At 72.0% G+C, this 19,934-nt stretch carries 21 protein-coding genes; 9 read left to right on the top strand and 12 right to left on the bottom strand.

Features of this window, described 5'->3' with window-relative positions:
- Positions 1-333: 333 nt before the first annotated feature.
- The gene (locus IE265_RS24130) at positions 334-975 is read right to left on the bottom strand and encodes a DNA-3-methyladenine glycosylase (protein WP_190037750.1); all 642 of its coding nucleotides are present in this window, start codon (positions 973-975) and stop codon (positions 334-336) included.
- 160 nt (positions 976-1,135) lie between these two features.
- Between IE265_RS24130 and IE265_RS24125 the strand changes: the two genes are divergently transcribed.
- The 3 genes from IE265_RS24125 to IE265_RS24115 all read left to right on the top strand — a co-directional run bounded on the left by IE265_RS24125 (position 1,136) and on the right by IE265_RS24115 (position 3,166).
- Positions 1,136-1,918 carry a sporulation protein gene (locus tag IE265_RS24125; protein ID WP_190037749.1) on the top strand — a complete coding sequence of 261 codons (783 nt, stop codon included), beginning with the start codon at positions 1,136-1,138 and terminating at the stop codon, positions 1,916-1,918.
- Positions 1,919-1,969: 51 nt separating this feature from the next.
- Positions 1,970-2,509, top strand: a complete 540-nt coding sequence (locus tag IE265_RS24120) for a YbhB/YbcL family Raf kinase inhibitor-like protein (protein WP_190037748.1) — start codon at positions 1,970-1,972, stop codon at positions 2,507-2,509.
- Positions 2,510-2,659: 150 nt separating this feature from the next.
- Positions 2,660-3,166 carry an HNH endonuclease gene (locus IE265_RS24115; RefSeq protein ID WP_190037747.1) on the top strand — a complete coding sequence of 169 codons (507 nt, stop codon included), beginning with the start codon at positions 2,660-2,662 and terminating at the stop codon, positions 3,164-3,166.
- A 73-nt stretch (positions 3,167-3,239) separates the two neighbouring features.
- Here the strand turns inward: IE265_RS24115 and IE265_RS24110 are convergent, their stop codons facing one another.
- From IE265_RS24110 to IE265_RS24100, 3 genes are all read right to left on the bottom strand, one after another.
- A complete protein-coding gene (locus IE265_RS24110) occupies positions 3,240-4,184 on the bottom strand; it encodes an SPFH domain-containing protein (protein WP_190037746.1) in 945 nt (314 codons plus the stop codon).
- Between the two features lie 133 nt (positions 4,185-4,317).
- Positions 4,318-4,749 carry an NfeD family protein gene (locus IE265_RS24105; RefSeq protein WP_190037745.1) on the bottom strand — a complete coding sequence of 144 codons (432 nt, stop codon included), beginning with the start codon at positions 4,747-4,749 and terminating at the stop codon, positions 4,318-4,320.
- A gap of 71 nt (positions 4,750-4,820) precedes the next feature.
- Positions 4,821-5,612 (bottom strand): ABC transporter ATP-binding protein, encoded by a 792-nt coding sequence (locus tag IE265_RS24100; RefSeq protein WP_190037744.1) that lies wholly within the window; start codon positions 5,610-5,612, stop codon positions 4,821-4,823.
- A gap of 122 nt (positions 5,613-5,734) precedes the next feature.
- On the opposite strand from IE265_RS24100, the gene IE265_RS24095 reads away from it, so the two are divergent.
- Complete coding sequence (locus IE265_RS24095) at positions 5,735-6,523, top strand: Rv1486c family protein (RefSeq protein ID WP_190037743.1); 789 nt, start codon at positions 5,735-5,737, stop codon at positions 6,521-6,523.
- A gap of 146 nt (positions 6,524-6,669) precedes the next feature.
- On the opposite strand, the gene IE265_RS24090 is transcribed toward IE265_RS24095, so the two are convergent.
- From IE265_RS24090 to IE265_RS24075, 4 genes are all read right to left on the bottom strand, one after another.
- Positions 6,670-6,909, bottom strand: coding sequence for a chaplin (locus IE265_RS24090; RefSeq protein ID WP_190037742.1), 240 nt, complete (start codon positions 6,907-6,909; stop codon positions 6,670-6,672).
- Between the two features lie 187 nt (positions 6,910-7,096).
- Positions 7,097-7,342, bottom strand: coding sequence for a chaplin (locus tag IE265_RS24085; RefSeq protein ID WP_190037741.1), 246 nt, complete (start codon positions 7,340-7,342; stop codon positions 7,097-7,099).
- 166 nt (positions 7,343-7,508) lie between these two features.
- Positions 7,509-8,150 (bottom strand): response regulator, encoded by a 642-nt coding sequence (locus tag IE265_RS24080; protein WP_190037740.1) that lies wholly within the window; start codon positions 8,148-8,150, stop codon positions 7,509-7,511.
- Positions 8,143-9,288 carry a GAF domain-containing sensor histidine kinase gene (locus IE265_RS24075; protein ID WP_190037739.1) on the bottom strand — a complete coding sequence of 382 codons (1,146 nt, stop codon included), beginning with the start codon at positions 9,286-9,288 and terminating at the stop codon, positions 8,143-8,145. The genes IE265_RS24080 and IE265_RS24075 overlap by 8 nt, the downstream gene beginning before the upstream one ends.
- Before the next feature lie 188 nt (positions 9,289-9,476).
- Between IE265_RS24075 and IE265_RS24070 the strand changes: the two genes are divergently transcribed.
- The 3 genes from IE265_RS24070 (at position 9,477) to IE265_RS24060 (ending at position 12,299) form a co-directional block, all read left to right on the top strand.
- Positions 9,477-10,172, top strand: coding sequence for an SDR family NAD(P)-dependent oxidoreductase (locus IE265_RS24070; protein ID WP_190037738.1), 696 nt, complete (start codon positions 9,477-9,479; stop codon positions 10,170-10,172).
- Positions 10,169-11,254: an S-adenosylmethionine:tRNA ribosyltransferase-isomerase gene (locus tag IE265_RS24065; protein ID WP_190037737.1), complete on the top strand. Its 1,086-nt coding sequence runs from the start codon at positions 10,169-10,171 to the stop codon at positions 11,252-11,254. The genes IE265_RS24070 and IE265_RS24065 overlap by 4 nt, the downstream gene beginning before the upstream one ends.
- A 298-nt stretch (positions 11,255-11,552) precedes the next feature.
- Positions 11,553-12,299 (top strand): transglycosylase SLT domain-containing protein, encoded by a 747-nt coding sequence (locus IE265_RS24060; protein WP_190037736.1) that lies wholly within the window; start codon positions 11,553-11,555, stop codon positions 12,297-12,299.
- Between the two features lie 85 nt (positions 12,300-12,384).
- Here IE265_RS24060 and IE265_RS24055 read toward each other — a convergent pair whose 3' ends face one another.
- Positions 12,385-14,883: an ABC transporter ATP-binding protein/permease gene (locus tag IE265_RS24055; RefSeq protein WP_190037763.1), complete on the bottom strand. Its 2,499-nt coding sequence runs from the start codon at positions 14,881-14,883 to the stop codon at positions 12,385-12,387.
- Between the two features lie 241 nt (positions 14,884-15,124).
- Here IE265_RS24055 and IE265_RS24050 point away from each other — a divergent pair, with 241 nt between their 5' ends.
- Positions 15,125-16,957, top strand: coding sequence for a streptophobe family protein (locus IE265_RS24050; RefSeq protein ID WP_190037735.1), 1,833 nt, complete (start codon positions 15,125-15,127; stop codon positions 16,955-16,957).
- A gap of 99 nt (positions 16,958-17,056) precedes the next feature.
- Positions 17,057-18,274 (top strand): phosphoserine phosphatase SerB, encoded by a 1,218-nt coding sequence (gene serB, locus IE265_RS24045; RefSeq protein WP_190037734.1) that lies wholly within the window; start codon positions 17,057-17,059, stop codon positions 18,272-18,274.
- A 379-nt stretch (positions 18,275-18,653) separates the two neighbouring features.
- Here serB and IE265_RS24040 read toward each other — a convergent pair whose 3' ends face one another.
- The 3 genes from IE265_RS24040 to IE265_RS38995 all read right to left on the bottom strand — a co-directional run bounded on the left by IE265_RS24040 (position 18,654) and on the right by IE265_RS38995 (position 19,784).
- Positions 18,654-19,172 carry a SixA phosphatase family protein gene (locus IE265_RS24040; protein WP_190037733.1) on the bottom strand — a complete coding sequence of 173 codons (519 nt, stop codon included), beginning with the start codon at positions 19,170-19,172 and terminating at the stop codon, positions 18,654-18,656.
- 87 nt (positions 19,173-19,259) lie between these two features.
- On the bottom strand, positions 19,260-19,475 hold the full coding sequence (locus tag IE265_RS24035) for a hypothetical protein (protein WP_190037732.1): 216 nt from the start codon (positions 19,473-19,475) through the stop codon (positions 19,260-19,262).
- A gap of 192 nt (positions 19,476-19,667) precedes the next feature.
- Positions 19,668-19,784 carry an SGM_5486 family transporter-associated protein gene (locus tag IE265_RS38995; RefSeq protein ID WP_268255839.1) on the bottom strand — a complete coding sequence of 39 codons (117 nt, stop codon included), beginning with the start codon at positions 19,782-19,784 and terminating at the stop codon, positions 19,668-19,670.
- Positions 19,785-19,934 lie beyond the last annotated feature (150 nt).

The raw sequence follows: 19,934 nt of genomic DNA, 5'->3' as shown, positions 1-19,934 counted from the left end.
TTCCGGTTCCGATTTCCTCGGTGCTTTCCAGGTTTCCGCTTTCGCGTTTCCCTTTCCGGCGGTTCGGACTCTACCAGATCCTTTCGGGCCTGATTCCCAGTCGGTTGGGATTTGCCTATTGGCCTTGCGGCCTTTCGACATTCACTACGCTAGCCGATTCCCCTGGCAACTCATAATCGAGCTGCGCGACTTTGAATGCGGACGTGCGGGCACGTCGAATTCACCCTCGCTGAGAGGAAGTCGTAGGTAGTGGGTTGGCCGCTTCCGACTGCTGACTGAACGTCGTACCCGGTTCAGCGGCTCGGGCCACATTACGGATCGCCCAGGGGCGAGTCAAGTTGAGCGCCTGCGGGGGGTGTGGGCCCGATACGGGCTGACAGTCGGGTCGTTCGAGATCCAGAAGCGCCACGGGTGCGCTGCCCCGTCGCCGGCCACGCCGGTGCGCGGACCGGTGCTGACCTGCCCGGAGGGGACGGGGGTGCCGCCGAGGACGGTGATCGGGCTCCCCTCGGGACCGCAGGCGTCCGTGCCGTCGAGGGAGCGGTCGACGTCCAGCGCCGTCGCCAGGCGCGCCGGGCCTTTGGCGAGTTCTCGGTCATGGCGGGCCGAAAGTCGACGTTTGCGGGCCAGCTCGGTGCCCACGGTGACCTCGCCCGCGCGGAGCAGGACTCCGCTCGGTCTGCCGCCCGGACCGCACACCAGGTTCATGCAGTGCCACATGCCGTAGGTGAAGTAGACGTACACATGTCCGGGCGGACCGAACATCACGCCGTTGCGGGCCGTGCGACCGCGATAGGCGTGGGAGCCGGGATCGTTCGGGCCGTCGTACGCCTCGACCTCCGTGAGGCGCAGTTCGATCGGACCGTCGGGCGTGGCGCGTACGAGGGTCCGCCCCAGGAGGTCGGGGGCGACCTCCAGTACGGGTCGGTCGAAGAACGCCCGGGTGAGGGGCGTACGGTCGGTGGCCGCGATCATGCCGTCCGAGCGTAGTGCAGAGGTACGACTGTCGGCGGGGTGGTCACGGGGCCCTCTCCTTGCCAGGGTGAGGGCGGCGTGGAACCGGTCACGGCCGGATTGCGTTGTATGGATCAAGGATCCGGACGGAACAACGGGCGATGCCCGAGGAGGAAAAGACATGGGGTTCAAGCGGCTGCTTGCGAGCCTGGGGGCCGGTGGGGCTTCGGTCGAGACGGTACTGACCGAGGTCAATGTCGTTCCCGGAGGCGTCGTCCAGGGTGAGGTGCGGATCCAGGGCGGGTCCGTCAACCAGGCCATCGAGGGCCTGTCGGTGGGTCTGCAGGCCCGGGTCGAGGTCGAGGGCCAGGACCAGGAGTACAAGCAGGACGTCTCGTTCACCAAGCTGCGGCTCGGCGGGGCCTTCGAGCTGGAGGCGAACGCGGTGCACGCGGTGCCCTTCGGGCTGGAGATCCCGTGGGAGACGCCGATCACGACGATCGACGGCCAGCCCCTGCGCGGGATGAACATCGGTGTGACCACCGAGCTGGAGATCGCGCGCGCCCTGGACTCCGGCGACCTGGACCCGATCAGCGTGCACCCGCTGCCGGCGCAGCAGGCGCTGCTGGACGCGTTCATCCAGCTCGGCTTCCGCTTCAAGAACGCGGACCTGGAGCGGGGGCACATCCGGGGCACTCGGCAGAAGCTGCCGTTCTACCAGGAGATCGAGTTCTTCCCGCCGCAGCAGTACCGCGGTCTCAACCAGGTCGAGCTCAGCTTCGTCGCGGACGACCGTGAGATGGACGTCGTCCTGGAGATGGACAAGAAGCCGGGTCTGTTCGGCGAGGGCAGCGACTCGTTCCGCTCCTTCAAGGTGGGGCTGAACGACTTCCACGGGACCGACTGGGCGGCGTACCTCAACCAGTGGCTGTCCGAGGTCGGCAGCCGGCGCAACTGGTTCTAGGCTCGGGGACGAGAGTCTCCCGTCAGTAGGAACCGATCAGGAGGTGCCGAGGTGACCGAGCCCAAGAGGCCGCCGCTTCCCCACGACTTCCACCCCGCCGTGCCGTCGTTCGCGGTCACGAGTGAGGACGTCGAGGCGGGCGGGACGCTGAAGGACGCTCAGGTCCACGCGGCGGGGAACACCTCTCCGCAGCTCAGCTGGGAGGGTTTCCCGCCGGGGACGAAGAGCTTCGCCGTGACGTGCTTCGACCCTGACGCCCCCACGGGGAGCGGGTTCTGGCACTGGGTCCTGTTCGACCTCCCGGCGTCGGTGACCGCGCTGCCGACGGGCGCGGGCACGGGGAAGTTCGAGGGTCTGCCCGACGGCGCCGTCCAGGTGCGCAACGACTACGGGTCCCGGGACTTCGGCGGTGCGGCGCCGCCTCCCGGTGACCCGGCGCACCGGTACGTGTTCACGGTGTACGCGGTGGATCAGGAGAAGCTCGGCCCCGACGCGGACGCGTCGCCGGCCGTCGTGGGCTTCAACCTCCGTTTCCACACGCTGGCGAGGGCCCAGGTCGTCGCCGAGTACGCCGCTCCCGCGGACAGCTGAGCGTTCACCGAACGTTTGCCCGCCCCTGGTCTTGGAATTGATCAGGGGCGGGCACTTTTTTATTGCGTTGTCCATCTCGGCGTGCCCGGCCAGAGTTGATCCAAGCCCGCCCGCGAGGGGGTGGGCCGGTGCGTACGGGAGGTGGGCGGGATGCGTGACACGCTGGTGCTGAATGCGAGCTTCGAGCCGTTGTCGACGGTGACGTTGAACCGGGCCGTCGTTCTGGTGCTGCAGGACAAGGCCGTTGTCGAGCAGGCCCACCCCGAACTGCGCATGCGCGGAGCGGCTCTCGACATACCGGCGCCCCGGGTGATCAGGCTCTGCAGGTACGTGAGGGTGCCGTTCCGAAGACAAGCTCCGTGGTCGAGGCGTGGTGTCCTGGTCCGTGACCGGCACAGGTGCGCGTACTGCGGGCGGCGGGCGACGACCGTGGACCACGTGGTGCCGAGGGCGCAGGGCGGCCGGGACTCGTGGCTGAACACCGTGGCGTCGTGCGCGGAGGACAACCACCGCAAGGCGGCCCGTACGCCCGAGCAGGCGCAGATGCCGCTGCTGCGGCAGCCGTTCGAGCCGACGCCGGCCGACGCGATGCTGCTGGCCCTGGGGCAGGACGACCTCGACGCGCTGCCCGAGTGGCTCGCGCAGCCCGCCGCGTGAGCGGTGCGCGGCTTCCCGTGACACAGGGGTGAGGGGCGGAACTCCCGCGGGAGTTCCGCCCCTCACCCCTGTGTCAGTCGGTGATCGACGGCTTCTCGCGGCGTTCGGCGCCGGCCGGCGGGCCGGGCTGCTGTCCGCCGCCGATGCCTCCGAAGTTCCCGAAGGCGCCGGAGAGGCCCTTGAGCGCGTCGCCGATCTCGCTGGGGACGATCCAGAGCTTGTTGGCGTCGCCCTCGGCGATCTTCGGGAGCATCTGGAGGTACTGGTACGAGAGGAGCTTCTGGTCCGGGTCTCCCGCGTGGATGGCCTCGAAGACGGTACGGACGGCCTGGGCCTCGCCCTCGGCGCGCAGCGCGGCGGCCCTGGCCTCGCCCTCGGCGCGCAGGATCGCGGACTGCTTCTCGCCCTCCGCGGTGAGGATCTGCGACTGGCGGATGCCTTCCGCGGTGAGGATCGCGGCGCGCTTGTCGCGGTCGGCGCGCATCTGCTTCTCCATCGAGTCCTGGATGGAGGTGGGCGGCTCGATCGCCTTCAGTTCGACGCGGTTGACGCGGATGCCCCACTTGCCGGTGGCCTCGTCGAGGACGCCGCGCAGGGCCGCGTTGATCTCCTCGCGCGAGGTCAGGGTCCGCTCCAGGTCCATGCCGCCGATGATGTTGCGGAGCGTGGTGACCGTCAGCTGCTCGATGGCCTGGATGTAGCTGGCGACCTCGTAGGTCGCGGCCCGGGCGTCGGTGACCTGGTAGTAGATGACCGTGTCGATGTTCACGACAAGGTTGTCCTGGGTGATCACCGGCTGGGGCGGGAACGGGACGACCTGTTCGCGGAGGTCGATGCGGTTGCGGATCGAGTCTATGAACGGGACGACGATGTTGAGGCCCGCGTTGAGTGTCCGCGTGTAGCGGCCGAACCGCTCGACGATGGCCGCGCTGGCCTGTGGGATGACTTGGATGGTCTTGATCAGCGCGATGAAGACCAACACCACCAGAATGATCAGGACGATGACGACCGGTCCCATCGTGGCTCCCCGTACCCTTCTCCGCCTCGGCGTTCCGGAAGATCCTGCTGATTGTCGAAGATCTTGTTCGACGAGTGTGTCAGACCACAACTCGCCACGTGGGCCGTTCCGTTCACTGGACGCCGCGGGGAGGTCACATGACGATCGCGGTGGCTCCCTCGATCTCCACGACGTCGACCTGCTCGCCCTCCTCGTAGGCGCGACCGGTGTCGAGGGATCTGGCCGACCAGACCTCTCCGGCGAGCTTGATCCGGCCGCCGGTGCCGTCGACCCGCTCCAGGACCACGGCCTGCCTGCCCTTCAGCGCCTCGATTCCCGTGGCGAGTTGGGGGCGCTGGGTCCGATGCCGGGCGGCGACGGGGCGTACGACCGCGATGAGTGCCACCGAGACGACGGCGAAGACCACGACCTGGAGGACGAGGTTGCCTCCGAGGCCCGCGGTACCGGCGCCCGCGACAGCGCCGACGGCGAGCATTCCCAACTCCGGCATCGCGGTGACGACGAGCGGGATACCGAGCCCGACCGCGCCGACCAGCCACCACACCCATGCGTCGATGTCGTCCACGTCGTCATGGTAGGTCCGCGGGCCTGGTCGGGGACAGGGCGCCGATCAACTTGGGGCAGGTGGGCCGGACTTCAGGACAGCGGCAGTCCCTGGGCGGTCCAGCGGTCGCCGACCTGCTCCACGACGAGCGGGAGGCCGAAGCACAACGACAGGTTGCGGGAGGTGAGTTCGAGTTCCAGCGGGCCGGCGGCGAGCACCTTGCCCTGCCGGATCATCAGGACGTGGGTGAAGCCGGGCGCGATCTCCTCGACGTGGTGCGTCACCATGATCATGGAGGGGGCGATCGGGTCGCGTGCGAGGCGGCCGAGGCGGCGTACGAGGTCCTCGCGGCCGCCGAGGTCGAGGCCCGCGGCGGGCTCGTCGAGGAGAAGCAGTTCGGGGTCGGTCATCAGGGCGCGGGCGATCAGGGTGCGCTTGCGCTCCCCCTCGGAGAGGGTGCCGAACCTGCGGTCGACGTAGTCGGTCATGCCGAGGCGGTCGAGGAAGGCGCGGGCGCGCTGCTCGTCGACGTCCTCGTAGTCCTCGTGCCAGCCGGCCGTCATGCCGTAGGCCGCGGTCAGCACGGTCTGCAGGACGGTCTGCCGCTTGGGGAGCTTCTCGGCCATGGCGATGCCGGCCACGCCGATGCGCGGGCGCAGCTCGAAGACGTCGACCTTGCCGAGGGTCTCGCCGAGGATCGTGGCGGTGCCCTGGCTGGGGTAGAGGTAGCTGGAGGCGAGGTTCAGGAGGGTCGTCTTGCCGGCACCGTTCGGCCCGAGGATGACCCAGCGCTCGCCCTCCTTGACCGACCAGGAGACCTGGTCCACCAGTGCCCGGCCCTCTCGGACCACTGATACGTCCTCAAGCTCCAGAACATCGCTCATGAGCGCGCTGTCTCCCATTGCAGTCTCGGCCGTCGCTGACGTCTGTGGACGCAGCCCCCAGGGAAAACCTACGCCACCGGCCGACCCGTCCAATCCATCGGCCGGTCCTTAGGGTGGGGGCCATGCTTTCGGAACCACGCTCAGGACAGCTGGCCGCATGGGGAAATGCCCTTTTGGCCGGTTTTGCGTCACCGGACGACGCGGTCGTCGCCATCGTCGGCGAGGACGCCGTGCACCGGGTCGAGGGGCTGCCGGGCGAGTCGGGGCCCGTGGGGCTCACGCTCGCGCTCGGCCGGCTGCGCGCGCTCGGGGTCGGCGGTCTGCGGGTCGCGCTGCCCGCCCCCGGACATCCGCTCGGGCTGAGCGGCCCGCCCGAGTTCAATGCCCGCGCCCTGGAGGCCGAGGAGGCGGTGGTCTGCCACGGGGCCGCCCTGGGGCTGGTGCCCGAGGTCTTCGAGGCAGGGCCGGCGGGCGACACGCACGTGGAGGTCGTCTGGCACTGTCTGGCCGTACGTGAGGCGCCGCCGGCCGACGTGCCCTCCCTCGGGGAGGCGGAGCGGGAGTTGGCGGAGGCGCTGCGCGACGCGACCGCGGTGCTGTCCCGGCTCGACCTGGCGGGCTCGGGTCCGGTGGCCGAGGCGGCCGTGGACGCGTACCGGGCGCGGGCGGAGCGGGGGCGCGAGCTGCTGGCCCCCGGGTATCCGCCGCGGGCGGTGCGGGTGCTGGAGCTCGCCCAGCGGGTCGGGCTGCTCATCTCCGTCGCGTTCGAGAACGGGCACGGCGGTGCGGTGAGCGCGTCGGAGATGGCCGCGCGCACCGAGGCGCTGCGTCCGGTCGAGCGGACGGCGCGGCGGGCGCAGGTGGCCGCGTACAACGCGTTCGTGGAGGAGCGGGAGCGCGGGACGCGCTGAGCGCCGCCGTCCGGGGCGCGCTCCGCGCGCGCGGGCCGCGGGCGGGTGCGGGTGCGGCCGGCGTTGCGCGCCCGGAGTGCGACGGACACGAAGGGGCCCCGCGGACCGGTGCGGTCCGCGGGGCCCCTTGTGTGCCGGGTGGCGTGTCAGTCGTTCACGCCCACGTTGCCGAACGCCGGGTTCAGGGCGCCGATGATGTTCACGCTGTTGCCGACGACGTTCACGGGGACGTGGACCGGGAGCTGGGCCACGTTGCCGGAGCCGACGCCGGGGGACTTCACGGCGGCTCCGTCGGCCGACGAGTCGGCGATCGCCGCACCGGCGGAGGCACCCGCGGCGAGACCGGCGACGGTGACGGCCAGGGCGGCCTTCTTGGCGATGTTCATGGGAAGTACTCCTCCTGCGATTGCGTGTCCGACCCAGCCGCGGGCCGTACGCTGAGCAACGCCACCCGGCTCGGGACGGCACGGGGGGCGAGCGCCTTCTGCCCGTTCGGATCAATGGTCCGACGGGACGACAACCGGACCGACCCCCGGGCGGGCCCGGGGGTCGGTGGTCACCGTCCGGCGGGTGTCAGCGGTTGAGGCCGAGGTTGCCGAAGGCCGGGTTCAGGGCGCCGATCACGTTCACCGTGTTGCCGACCGCGTTCACCGGGACGTGGACGGGGACCTGGACGAGGTTGCCCGAGGCGACACCCGGCGAGCCCACGGCCTGGCCGGAGGCGTGCGCACCGTCGGTCGCGGAGGCGAAACCGGCACCGGCGGCAACGAGGCCACCGGCCATCATCGTGATGGCTGCGGCCTTCTTCAGGTTCTTCACTTCTGAGCCCTCTCCTCGCGAACCACTGCGGCAGGAGCGCCGCAGCTCGCACTGGAGAACGCCGGACCCCCCGGAAGGATGCGCCGTCCGGGTGACATTCCCACGACGGTATGAATCTCATCCCGGAACGGAACCGTCCGCATGCCGCCCCGGGCCGGCGGCCGGGTCAGCCGGCCGCCCCGTGCCGCACCGCCCACAGCGCGGCCTGGGTGCGGTCGGAGAGGTCGAGCTTCATCAGGATGTTCGAGACGTGGGTCTTGACGGTCTTCTCGGAGAGGACGAGGGCGCGGGCGATCTCGCGGTTGGAGCGGCCGTCCGCGATCAGGCCGAGCACCTCGCGCTCGCGCTCGGTGAGCGATCCGCCCCTGCCCTGTCCGTACGTCGTCTCCTCCTGGGACAGCAGCGCGCCGGCCACCTCGGGCTGGAGCAGGATGTGCCCCGCGTGCACAGAGCGGATGGCGCCCGCGAGGGCCTCGGGGTCCACGTCCTTGTACACGTATCCGGCCGCGCCCGCGCGCAGGGCCGGGACCACCGTGCGCTGCTCCGTGAAGCTCGTGACGATCAGCACGCGCGCGGGGTTGGCCAGCTGGCGCAGTCTGCGCAGGGCCTCCACGCCGTCCATGCCGGGCATCTTGACGTCCATGAGCACGACGTCGGGCTTCAGCTCCTCCGCCCGGTCGACGCCCTCGGCGCCGTCGGCGGCCTCCCCCACGACCTCGATGTCGTCCTGCACCTCCAGGAACGTGCGCAGGCCGCGGCGGACGACCTGGTGGTCGTCGACGAGCAGCACCTTGATTGCGTCAGCCACCAGGGACCTCCATCTCGATCGTCGTGCCCTCTCCAAGCGCCGATTCCACCGTGAGTGTGCCTCCGACGCCACTCGTCCGGTCCCGCATGGAGACGAGGCCGAGATGCCGTCCGGCCCGGCGGGTCGCCCGGGGCTCGAAGCCGCCGCCGTCGTCGGTGACCCGCAGGACGGCTCCGGGGCCCCGTCGCTCCAGGGTGACGTCGACACGGGCGGCCCCGGAGTGCCGCAGCGCGTTGTGCAGGGCCTCCTGGGCGACCCGCAGCACCGCCTCCTCCTGGGCGGCGGGCAGTGCGCGCGCACCGCGGCCGTCGAAGGTCACGCGCGCGGAGTGGGCCCGGTCGAGAACCTGTATCTGGGTGCGCAGGGTGGCGACCAGCCCGTCCTCGTCGAGGGCCGCGGGCCGCAGTTCGACGACCGCGGCGCGCAGTTCGTCGGCCGCCTCGGCCGCCAGGGCGGCCACCTGCTGGAGCTCGCCCTTCGCACGGTCCGGGTCGCGGTCGACCAGGGCGGCGGCGGCCTGGGCGGTCAGGCGCAGCGAGAAGAGCTTCTGGCTGACGGCGTCGTGCAGTTCGTGCGCGAGCCGCGAGCGCTCCTCGGCGATCGTGAGTTCGCGGCTGCGCTCGTACAGGCGGGCGTTCGTGAGGGCGATGGCCGCGTGCTGGGCGAGGATCGTCAGCAGTTCCTCGTCGTCCTCGGTGAATCCGCAGCCGCCGTCCGGCTTCGGGCACTTCTTGTTGGCGAGGAACAGGGCGCCGATGACCTCGTCACCGTCGCGGATCGGCAGGCCGAGGAAGTCGGACATGTCGGGGTGAGCCGCCGGCCAGCCCTCGAAACGCGGGTCCGCGCGGACGTCGGCGAGACGCTCGGGGCGGGCCTCCTTGAGCATCGCGGCGAGGATGCCGTGCTGGCGGGGCAGCGGCCCGATGGCCTTCCACTGGGCGTCGTCGACGCCGTCGACGACGAACTGGGCGAAGCCGCCGTGGTCGTCGGGGACCCCGAGGGCCGCGTACTCGGCGTCGAGCAGCTCGCGGGCCGAGGCGACGATCGTCTTGAGGACGTCGCGCACCTCCAGGTGCCTGCTCATCGCGAGCAGCGCGGCACTCACCGCGGACAGGCCCGACCGGGGTCCTTGACTCATTCCCTCACGGTACCGGCGGGGTGTGACAGCGCGTATCCGACTTGTGGCGGGCCCGGTACGGGCCGGTGGACCTAGGCCGAAGGGCCCCGGCGCAATGCGGCCGGCGCACGAGGCGCGGCGGTCAGCCGGCTTCCTAGGTTGAGGGCATCCGTCCGGAGCGGCGGTCTTGCGACGAGGGGACGGATGTCATGCCGGTGGCGATCATCACGGGGGCTTCGAAGGGGCTGGGGGGCGCGTTCGCCGGGGCTCTGGCGGAGCGCGGCTGGGACCTGGTGCTCGACGCCAGGACGCCGGACGCCCTGCGGGCGGCGGCGGAGGAGCTGTCCCGGCACGGGACACGGGTGGAGGCGGTTCCCGGTGATGTCACGGACGCGGGGCACCGCGCGGGCCTGGTGGCCGCGGCGCGGGCCCTGGGCGGCCTCGATCTGCTGGTGAGCAACGCGAGCGCGCTGGGCGCCGAACCGCTCGTACGTCTCGACGCGCTGGCCCTGGACGGGCTGCGCCGGGCCCTGGAGGTCAATGTGGTCGCGGCTCTGGGGCTGGTCCAGGAGGCGCTGCCGCTGTTGCGGGCGTCGCAGGAGGGCGCGGTGATCGGCGTCAGTTCGGACGCGGCCGTCGAGGCGTACGGGACATGGGGCGGGTACGGGGCCTCGAAGGCGGCTCTGGACCGGCTGGTCGCGGTGCTCGGGGTGGAGGAGCCGGGGCTGCGGGTCTGGGCGGTCGACCCGGGCGACATGGGGACGGACCTGTACGCGGCGGCGGTGCCGGACGACGGCGACGCCCGCCCGGACCCGGCCTCGGTGGTGCCCGCATTCCTGCGGCTGCTCGACGAGCGCCCCCCGAGCGGGCGCCTCGCCGCGCCGGCGCTGCTGGAGCAGCGATGACGATCGCCGTGCGGGTGCCCGAGGAGCTGTCGGCGCGGGTGCCGGCCGAGCAGCGGGGGCCGGGGCTGGGCCGGGACGCTGTGCGGCTGCTCGTGTCCCGCGGCACCCGGGTCTCGCACCACGCGTTCGCGGACCTCCCGGGGCTGCTGCGTGCCGGGGACCTGCTGGTCGTGAACACCTCGGCGACGCTGGCGGCCGCGGTGGACGGAAGGGTGGGGCACGCGCGCGTGGTGGTGCACTTCTCCACCCGGGGCGACGACGGGCGGTGGTCGGTGGAGCTGCGGGACCCCGACGGCAGCGGCACCACGCGCGCGCGGGCGGGCGGGCCCGCGGGGACGGAGGTGCGGCTGCCCGGGAACGTGCGCCTGGTCCTCGACGAGCCGGTGTCGGCGCGCGGGACGCGCCTGTGGTGGGGACGCGTGCCGGACGGGGAGGTCCTGGAGCTGCTGCGGCGGCACGGGAGGCCGATCCGCTACTCCTACACGGAGCGGGACCAGCCGCTGGAGGCGTACCAGACGGTGTTCTCGCTGCCGTCCCGCGACGGGGCGGGCAGCGCGGAGATGCCGAGCGCGTCGCGGCCCTTCACCTCCGGGCTGGTGACCCGGCTGGTGAGCCGCGGTGTGCAGTTCGCGCCGGTCACGCTGCACACGGGGGTGGCCTCGGCCGAGGTCCACGAGCCCCCGTACCCGGAGCGCTACGCGGTGCCGCGGGCCTCGGCGCGGCTCATCAACGCGGCGAGGGCCGGGGGCGGGCGGGTCGTGGCGGTCGGGACGACGGCCGTGCGCGCGGTGGAGTCGGCGGCCGGGCCCGACGGCACGGTGCGGGCCGCACGGGGCTGGACGGACCTGGTGGTCACCCCGGAGCGGGGGGTGCGGGTGGTCGACGGGCTGCTCACGGGGCTGCACGAGCCGGAGGCCTCCCATCTGCTGATGCTGGAGGCGGTCGCCGGGCGGGCCGCGATCGACCGCGGGTACGAGGCGGCGCTGCGGGGGCGCTACCTGTGGCACGAGTTCGGCGACGTGCACCTCCTGCTGCCGGCCGAGAACCCTCACACAGAGCATTGCTCCAGCAACTGCCGGTGAGACGGGGCGGGGGCGCGTGTGAGCCCGGGCATAGGGCCCACATCACGTACGAACGGACTTAGGAGACAAAGGGAGCATCATGAGCGGGGAAGACGTGCCAGTCTGCCCCGATTTGCCCCTACCGCATCCACTATCCGGCTTCGTAGGTCACACCTTTGCCAGGGCATTTTGCGGTCGCTAAGAATGGCTCTCGTCGCTCGGCGCCGTGGGTCACAGACCGCGGCGTTTGTCCCGGAATCACCTTTGTCCCCGCCGGGACGAGAGCGACCTCCGCGCTATTCGAAGAGGTCCCTCAGCCATGCCCAAGCAGATCATCACTCCTGGTCATAGTCCCGCGCTGACCAAGACCCACAAGTTCTCCCTCGCCGGTGTCGCCACCCTCGGTGCCGCGGCCCTCGCGTTCACCCTCGTTCCGGGTGGGACCACCACGGCGAGCGCCGACGCGGCCGCCACTCCGGTCGCCGTCGCCCCGGTCGCCCACACCTCCACCCAGCTCGAGACCGCGACGACCGGCCTCAGCAAGCAGCTCGCCACCGCCCAGGCCGCCGCCGCGAAGAAGAAGGCCGCCGACGCGGCCGCCGCGAAGAAGGCAGCCGCCGACGCCGTCGCCAAGAAGAAGGCAGCGGACGTCGCGAAGAAGGCGGAGGCCGCGCGCAAGGCGAAGCAGGCAGCGAGCCGCTCCGCCGCCCGCGCCGCCGTCAAGCCGGTCGCCGCGAAGACCTACACGAACAACCTCGACGGCTGGATCCGCCAGTCCCTCGACATCATGAAGAAGCACAACATCCCGGGTTCGTACGAGGGCCTGCACCGCAACATCATGCGGGAGTCCTCCGGCAACCCGAACGCCATCAACGACTGGGACATCAACGCGATCAACGGCGTCCCCTCGATAGGCCTGCTGCAGGTCATCAAGCCGACCTTCGACGCGTACCACGTCGCCGGCACGGTGCACAGCCAGTACAACCCGGTCGCCAACATCACGGCCGCGGCCAACTACGCCGCCGACCGGTACGGCTCGATCGACAACGTCGACAGCGCGTACTGAGGCTTCGCGCGGACCTCTGGACGCGTAACGCCGAAGGGCGGCACCCGGCGGGGTGCCGCCCTTCGGCGTGCGGTGCGGTCAGGTCCTACTTGCGCATGACCTCGGGCTCGTGGCGGCGCAGGAAGCGGGCCACGAAGAAGCCGCAGACCACGCCGAGGGCGACCAGGGCGATCATGTCCATGGTCCAGGCCCCGGCCGTGTGCTCCCACAGCGGGTCCGTGCTCGTCGGATCGTCCTGGTTCGGGAAGATCGCGTTCAGGTCCAGCGTGGTGCCCGACGCGGCGACCGCCCAGCGGGCCGGCATCAGGTACGAGACCTGGTTGACGCCCACCGTGCCGTTCAGGATCACCAGGCAGCCGGTGAAGACGACCTGGATGATCGCGAACATGACCAGGAACGGCATGGTCCTCTCCGCGGTCTTCACCAGCGAGGAGATGATCAGCCCGAACATCATCGACACGAAGCCGAGAGCCATGATCGGCAGGGTCAGCTCCAGCTTGGGCAGGCTCTTGAGGATCAGGCCCTCTGCCGGGACCTCGCGGCTGCCGAAGCCGATGGCACCGACCAGGGCGCCCTGCAGCAGGGTGATCACGCCGAGTACGGCGACCTTGGACATCAGGTAGGCCGAGCGCGACAGACCCGTCGCGCGCTCCCGCTCGTAGATGACCCGTTCCTTGATCAGCTCACGGACCGAGTTCGCCGCACCCGCGAAGCAGGCGCCGACCGCAAGGATCAGCAGGACGGTGGTGGCCGTGCCGTTCGGGACGATCCGGCCGGTCTTGGGATTGACCGGGTTGGGCAGCAGGCTGTTGCCGGAGTCGATGAGCAGGCTCACCGAGCCGAGCACGACCGGCAGGATCACCGACAGGGCGAGGAAGCCCTTGTCCGAGGCGATCACCGACACGTAGCGGCGCACCAGCGTGCCGAACTGGGACATCCAGCCCTGCGGCTTCGGCGGCCGCATCGCCTGCGGCGGGGGCATGTGTACGGACTGCGCGGCCACGGCGTCGATGTCCGCGGCGTACATCTGGTAGTGCTGAGAGCCCTTCCAGCGGCCCGCCCAGTCGTAGTCGCGGTAGTTCTCGAAGGCCGAGAAGACATCGGCCCAGGTGTCGTAGCCGAAGAAGTTCAGCGCTTCCTCGGGCGGGCCGAAGTAGGCCACCGCACCGCCGGGCGCCATGACCAGGAGCTTGTCGCAGATGGCCAGCTCGGCCACCGAGTGCGTCACGACCAGGACCGTGCGGCCGTCGTCGGCGAGACCGCGCAGCAACTGCATGACGTCGCGGTCCATGCCCGGGTCGAGGCCGGAGGTCGGCTCGTCCAGGAAGATCAGCGACGGCTTGGTGAGCAGTTCGAGGGCCACCGACACGCGCTTGCGCTGGCCGCCGGAGAGCGAGGTGACCCGCTTCTCCTTGTGGATGTCCAGCTTCAGCTCGCGCAGCACCTCGTCTATGCGGGCCGACCGCTCCGACTCGGTGGTGTCCGCCGGGAAGCGCAGCTTGGCCGCGTACTTGAGGGCCTTCTTGACGGTCAGCTCCTTGTGCAGGATGTCGTCCTGCGGGACCAGACCGATGCGCTGACGCAGTTCGGCGAACTGCTTGTACAGGTTGCGGTTGTCGTAGAGCACGTCGCCCTGGTCGGCCGGGCGGTACCCCGTGAGCGCCTTCAGGAGCGTCGACTTGCCGGAACCGGACGGGCCGATCACCGCGATCAGCGACTTCTCCGGGACGCCGAACGAGACGTCCTTCAGGATCTGCTTGCCGCCGTCGACCGTCACCGTCAGGTGGCGGGCCGAGAAGGAGACCTCGCCGGTGTCGACGAACTCCTCCAGGCGGTCGCCCACCAGCCGGAACGTCGAGTGTCCGACACCCACGATGTCGTTCGGGCCGAGCAGCGCGGAGCCGCCCTTGCTGATCGGCTGGCCGTTGACGTACGTGCCGTTGTGCGAGCCGAGGTCACGGATCTCGAAGCGGCCGTCGGGCGTCGCGTGGAACTCCGCGTGGTGGCGCGAGACCTGCAGGTCGGAGACGACCAGCTCGTTCTCCAGGGCACGGCCGATGCGCATGACGCGGCCGAGGGAGAACTGGTGGAACGTGGTCGGGCTGCGGTCCCCGTAGACCGGCGGCGCCCCCGCGGAGCCACCGGATCCCTGCTGCGGCGGGATGTGCGCGGCCTGCTGCGGCTGCTGCCGGCCGTGCTGCTCCGGCGCGTGCTGCTGCGGCGACTGCTGGGCCCAGCCGGCCGACGCGCCCTGCGCGGCGTACGGCTGCTGCGCCTGCGGCGCGCCGGCGGCACTGCCCGTCATGCTGAGCCGCGGGCCGTCGGTCGCGTTGCCGAGGTGCACGGCCGAGCCGGGGCCGATCTCCACCTGGTGGATCCGCTGCCCCTGCAGGAACGTGCCGTTGGTGCTGCCGTGGTCCTCGATGACCCAACTGCGGCCGCTCCAGCTGATCGTGGCGTGGCGCCAGGAGACCCTGGCGTCGTCGAGCACGATGTCTCCCTGCGGATCACGTCCCAGGGTGTAGTGCCTGGCCGCATCGAGCGTCCAGGTCCGTCCATTCAATTCCAGTACGAGTTCCGGCACTCCATGCCCCACTGAGTTGTCCCCCGAGTTGCCCCTGTCGCAGGGAGTCTAGGGATGTCGAACATCGTGGGGAACTATTTCAGTAGGAGCCCCCCGACCGAAAGTCGGGCCTTGTGAAGACTGCCTACGGGCGTCTTGTCCGTTTCCGTTGACGGGGTTGAAACCGGCCCGGAGAGTGGTAATCCCACGCGAGGGGGACACCGCGACGGATGCGTCGCGGCGCGGAGTCGGGGGGCTGACGATGAGCGACAGGGCCGTGGGACAGGACGGGCGCGTGCCGTGGGGTGACGTGCTGCTGTCCGCGATCGCCTCGGTGAGCTGGGCGTTGACGGGCATGGCCGGGGTGGCCGCGCTGGGGCTCCATCTGCTCGGGGCGGACGCGGCGGGCTCGCTCGGCACGCTGACCGCGGCCGTCGTGGCCCTGGGCGCGGGCGGTTCGGTGACCCCGTCCGGCGATGTGTCGGCCTTCGGACTGGAGGGCGCGCAGGCCGAGACCGCGCTGCAGATCACGCCCCTCGGGGTGAGCCTGGTGGGCGCGCTGCTGCTGTCCTGGTTCTTCCTGCGCTCGCTGCGGGCGGCGGGAGCCTTCGTCACTCCGGCCGAACTCCTCGCCCGCGCGGGCTCCGTGGTGGCCCTCTTCGTGGCGATGCTGGGCGGTCTGGCCTGGGCGGGGCACGACGTCATCACGATCGACGGGGGGTCGCTGGGACTCGACCGGCTGCCCGGCGGCGGACTGCCAGACGACGTGGAGGTGCCCGGCCTCGGTGACATCGGCGGTTTGCTGCCGGACCGGCTCGGGGACCTCGCGGACGCCAACGCCCGGGTGGGCTTCACCGTCGACACCGTACCGACGCTCCTGGGCGGGCTCGGCTGGGTGCTCGGCGTCCTGCTGATCGCGCTGCTGGCCTCGCGCCGCACACCGCTGCCGCGCGCCCTGACGGTCGTGCACCGGGTGGTGCGCCCGGCGGTGTCCGCGCTGGTCGCCGTGGTGCTGGTGGCGGTCCTCGCGGGGTTCGCGGCGGCGGCGTACGCGGCGGTCGGCGACGACAATCCGAAGCGGATCGCGGGTGCGGCCCTGCTGGGGGCGCCCAACGGCGTGTGGCTCGGCATCCCGATCGGCCTCCTCGTGCCGTGGGACGGAAGGGCCACCGGCGAGCTGGTCGGGGTGCTGCCCGACCCCCTCGACGATCTGCTGAGCGGCTCCACCGACCAGGCCGTGACACTGGCGCGGCTGGCCGAACTGGACGGCCGGGTCTGGCTGCTGGGCGTCGCGGCGGCGCTGATGATGCTCTGCGCGGGCGTCCTGACCGCGGTGCGCACCCCGTACGCACACGCTTCGGGCGTCCTCCCTTTCGCGGGGCACTGCGCGCTGCGGCTCGCGGTCGTGACCGCGCTCGCGCTGCCGTTGCTCGTCGGGCTGACCGGGGTGTCGGTGGACGCGTCGCTGTCCGTCCTCGGCATCGACGCGTTCGACGCGGGCATCGAGCTGCACGGGAGGCCGGCGACGGCGCTGCTGCTCGGCGCCCTGTGGGGAGCGGTCGCCGGGGCGGCGGGCGCGCTGCTCGCCCGCGCGACCGGAGCCGCCGGCAGGCGTGCCGCCCCGCAGGCACTGGGTGACACGGGCGCACCCGCGTGGCACACCGCCGGGGCGGCGGACGACACCGGGCCGTACAACCCGGGAGCGCCGTTCCGGCCGGCCAACCCCGACACGAACCCGTACCTGCGGCTGCCCGAGGAGCTGCGGGAGCCCGGGGGCGGTCCGTCCGGAGCCCGGCCGCGCGGTGCGCCGCCCGGCGGGTCCCGATCCCCCGGCTCACAGCCGCCCGGCACTCCCCGCACGCCCGCGCCCCGGGCCCCGGGTCCGCAGCCGGCGGGACCGCCGCCGCCAGGGGGACGTCCGCCGGGGGGACGTCCGCCGGGGGACGTGTACGGCGCCCCGACGGTCGCCAGGCCCTTCACCCCGCCGCCGCCCCCGGGGGGCCGGGGCGGACCGCGGGGCGGGCAGGACGGGCCCCCTCCCCCGCCGGACGAGCCGCCGCCCCCGCCGAGGAAGCCCGGGTCCGGGCGCCGCTGAGCGGGGTGGCGCCACCGCGGCCGGGCACCCCGCGCCCGCTGTCCGTCAGGCGGACCTCGGGGGCGGGAGGCACGGGGTGCCGGATACGGTGGGACGACCATGAGTGCTTCGCAGACCCCTGAAGTCCCCACCGACGTACCCACACTTCTCGTGAAGATCTTCGGCAAGGACCGTCCCGGCATCACCGCCGGGCTCTTCGACACCCTTGCCGCCTACTCGGTCGACGTGGTCGACATCGAGCAGGTCGTCACCCGTGGCCGGATCGTGCTGTGCGCGCTCGTGACGCACCCGTCGGCCGGCCCGGAGGGCGATCTGCGCGCCACGGTGCACAGCTGGGCCGAGTCGATGAAGCTCCAGGCGGAGATCATCTCCGGCCGCGGCGACAACCGGCCCCGCGGGCACGGCAGGTCGCACGTGACCGTGCTCGGGCACCCGCTGACCGCGGAGTCGACCGCGGCCATCGCCGCCCGGATCACCGGCACGGGCGGCAACATCGACCGTATCTTCCGGCTGGCCAAGTACCCGGTGACGGCGGTGGAGTTCGCGGTGTCCGGCACCGAGACCGGTGCGCTGCGGACCGCCCTGGCGACCGAGGCGAAGGCCCTCGGTGTCGATGTCGCGGTGGTCGCCGCCGGACTGCACCGGCGCGCCCAGCGCCTCGTGGTGATGGACGTCGACTCGACGCTCATCCAGGACGAGGTCATCGAGCTGTTCGCCGCGCACGCCGGGTGCGAGAGCGAGGTCGCCGAGGTGACCGCGGCCGCGATGCGGGGGGAACTGGACTTCGAGCAGTCCCTGCACGCGCGCGTGGCGCTGCTCGCGGGCCTCGACGCCTCCGTGGTGGACAAGGTGCGCACCGAGGTCAGGCTGACGCCCGGGGCGCGCACCCTGATCCGTACGCTGAAGCGCCTCGGCTTCCAGGTGGGCGTCGTCTCCGGCGGCTTCACGCAGGTCACGGACGATCTGAAGGACCGGCTCGGGCTCGACTTCGCCCAGGCCAACACGCTGGAGATCGTCGACGGGAAGCTGACGGGCAGGGTCACCGGAGAGATCGTCGACCGCGCGGGCAAGGCACGGCTGCTGCGCAGGTTCGCCGCCGAGGCCGGGGTGCCGCTCGCCCAGACCGTGGCGATCGGGGACGGCGCGAACGACCTGGACATGCTCAACGCGGCGGGCCTCGGGGTGGCCTTCAACGCCAAGCCGGTGGTCCGCGAGGCCGCGCACACCGCGGTGAACTTCCCCTTCCTCGACACGGTCCTGTACCTGCTGGGTGTGACGCGCGAAGAGGTCGAGGCCGCGGACATGCACGTGGACTGAGCGCCACGGGGGGCCTCCGGCGGGCGCCGACCCATCGCGGGGCCCCGCGAACGCGGACCTGCCGGGGGCGGGGCTCCCTGGAGCTGCCCCTGACACGGACGGGGCCCGGCACCACTCGGTGCCGGGCCCCGTCCGTGCAGTGGCGTCCGTGCAGTGGCGTCCGTTCGGCCCCGTCGGTTGGAGCGGCTCCGTCCGTGCGGCCCCGTCGGTGCGGGGCCCGGGGCAGGTGCGGCCCGTCCGCACCGGGGCCTGCGGCAGACGCGGCCACGTCCGCGCGGGGCCGGAGCAGGCGGAACGCGCGGCGCTGCACGGGACCGTGCGGGACCGTACTCGTCCGTGCGGGGACCGTACGGGCCGTGCAGCGAGCGCTGTACGGGCCTTATTCGGAAGGGGCCCAGTAGTCCAGGAGGGTGGCGGCGCCCGGCTCCAGGCTCTTCCAGGAACCGGTGAACGAGAGCACGGCGAAGGCCGCGGTGGGGAAGCCCCTGCTGCCCATCCGCTGCCGCGCGTCGCCCTCGGAGCCGCCGGACAGCACCTCGGCGAGTCCCTGCACGCCGGGGTTGTGGCCGATCAGGAGAGCGCTGCGCACGTCGTCCGGGGTTTCGTTGAGGACGGCGATCAGCTCGCCCGGCGAGGCCTCGTAGAGCCTCTCCTCGTAGACCGTCCTCGGCCGGTGCGGGAGCTCGTGCACGGCGAGCTTCCAGGTCTCGCGGGTCCGGGCCGCGGTGGAGCACAGGGCAAGGTCGAAGGGGATGCCGGTGTCGGCCAGCCTGAGTCCCGCCTCGGGGGCGTCCTTGCGGCCCCGCTCGGCGAGCGGCCGCTCGTGGTCGTTCACCTCGGGCCAGTCGGCTTTCGCATGCCGGAAAAGGACAATCCTGCGGGGTTCTGCGACGCTCATGACTCCCAGCTTCGCATGAAACACGCCACGGGGCGCAGGGAGTTGACTCGCCGCCCCGGCTCTGCCCCGGCTCCGGGCCGCGCGGGCTCAGGAGCCGTCGTGGAGCACGATCCGCTGGACCCGCTCGACGAGGCGGTCGATCCCGGGGTCGCCGCCCGCCGCGTGGGCGTCGGCGGGGTTGAGGATCAGCAGCAGGAGCGCGGCGAAGGCCAGCGCGGGGAGCAGCAGGGCCCACCAGGGCAGCCGGGTGTCGGCGCCGCGCCCGTGCGCCGGACGGGGCGGGGTGTGCGTAGGGGCCGACATGCCGCCTCCGTGGGGCCGAGTGGTCCGTGGGCCGCGTACTCGCGGCCACACCTCGACGTTACGGACCCGCCTGTCCCCAACCCATCCGGTGATCCACCCACTTGACCCTGACACTCGCCCCCTAGGGGTTGGTGGGGGTAGCCCCACCCCCGTGTCACACGGGGGTGGCGGGGGGCGTCGGGGGCTGCCGGGTCAGGGGGAGGCGATCGACGCGATGACGCCGATGACCACGAAGATGGCGAGGAAGGCGCCGAAGACGAGCAGCATCGTCCTCTGGCCGTTCTTGGGATTCGGATCGAGCACGGGCATGCCCCCAGTCTGGCATCCCCCGCCGGTCCCGCGGGCGGTGGGGTGCGGGCGTCCGCGGGGGCGGCCGGCGACGGGCGGGGTGCCCGGGCGGCGGGCGGTGGCACGGGCCGCGTCGGGTGGCCGAGTGCGCGCGGGGCCGACGGGCGGTTG

Origin of the sequence: Streptomyces fructofermentans (genome assembly GCF_014651055.1) — a bacterium.
Classification (GTDB): Bacteria; Actinomycetota; Actinomycetes; order Streptomycetales; family Streptomycetaceae; genus Streptomyces; species Streptomyces fructofermentans.
The sequence above is the reverse complement of the archived record's forward strand: the minus strand, read 5'-3'. Positions and strand labels throughout refer to the sequence as shown.

Excerpts from the sequence above, each read along its gene's own strand:
- IE265_RS24075 (WP_190037739.1), bottom strand. The coding sequence starts at position 9,288 with ATGAGTCAAGGACCCCGGTCGGGCCTGTCCGCGGTGAGTGCCGCGCTG.
- IE265_RS24050 (WP_190037735.1), top strand. The coding sequence starts at position 15,125 with ATGAGCGACAGGGCCGTGGGACAGGACGGGCGCGTGCCGTGGGGTGAC.
- IE265_RS24040 (WP_190037733.1), bottom strand. The coding sequence starts at position 19,172 with ATGAGCGTCGCAGAACCCCGCAGGATTGTCCTTTTCCGGCATGCGAAA.
- IE265_RS24035 (WP_190037732.1), bottom strand. The coding sequence starts at position 19,475 with ATGTCGGCCCCTACGCACACCCCGCCCCGTCCGGCGCACGGGCGCGGC.
- IE265_RS24125 (WP_190037749.1), top strand. The coding sequence starts at position 1,136 with ATGGGGTTCAAGCGGCTGCTTGCGAGCCTGGGGGCCGGTGGGGCTTCG.
- IE265_RS24095 (WP_190037743.1), top strand. The coding sequence starts at position 5,735 with ATGCTTTCGGAACCACGCTCAGGACAGCTGGCCGCATGGGGAAATGCC.
- IE265_RS24115 (WP_190037747.1), top strand. The coding sequence starts at position 2,660 with ATGCGTGACACGCTGGTGCTGAATGCGAGCTTCGAGCCGTTGTCGACG.
- IE265_RS24110 (WP_190037746.1), bottom strand. The coding sequence starts at position 4,184 with ATGGGACCGGTCGTCATCGTCCTGATCATTCTGGTGGTGTTGGTCTTC.
- IE265_RS24130 (WP_190037750.1), bottom strand. The coding sequence starts at position 975 with ATGATCGCGGCCACCGACCGTACGCCCCTCACCCGGGCGTTCTTCGAC.
- serB (WP_190037734.1), top strand. The coding sequence starts at position 17,057 with ATGAGTGCTTCGCAGACCCCTGAAGTCCCCACCGACGTACCCACACTT.
- IE265_RS24060 (WP_190037736.1), top strand. The coding sequence starts at position 11,553 with ATGCCCAAGCAGATCATCACTCCTGGTCATAGTCCCGCGCTGACCAAG.
- IE265_RS38995 (WP_268255839.1), bottom strand. The coding sequence starts at position 19,784 with ATGCCCGTGCTCGATCCGAATCCCAAGAACGGCCAGAGGACGATGCTG.
- IE265_RS24090 (WP_190037742.1), bottom strand. The coding sequence starts at position 6,909 with ATGAACATCGCCAAGAAGGCCGCCCTGGCCGTCACCGTCGCCGGTCTC.
- IE265_RS24065 (WP_190037737.1), top strand. The coding sequence starts at position 10,169 with ATGACGATCGCCGTGCGGGTGCCCGAGGAGCTGTCGGCGCGGGTGCCG.
- IE265_RS24100 (WP_190037744.1), bottom strand. The coding sequence starts at position 5,612 with ATGAGCGATGTTCTGGAGCTTGAGGACGTATCAGTGGTCCGAGAGGGC.
- IE265_RS24070 (WP_190037738.1), top strand. The coding sequence starts at position 9,477 with ATGCCGGTGGCGATCATCACGGGGGCTTCGAAGGGGCTGGGGGGCGCG.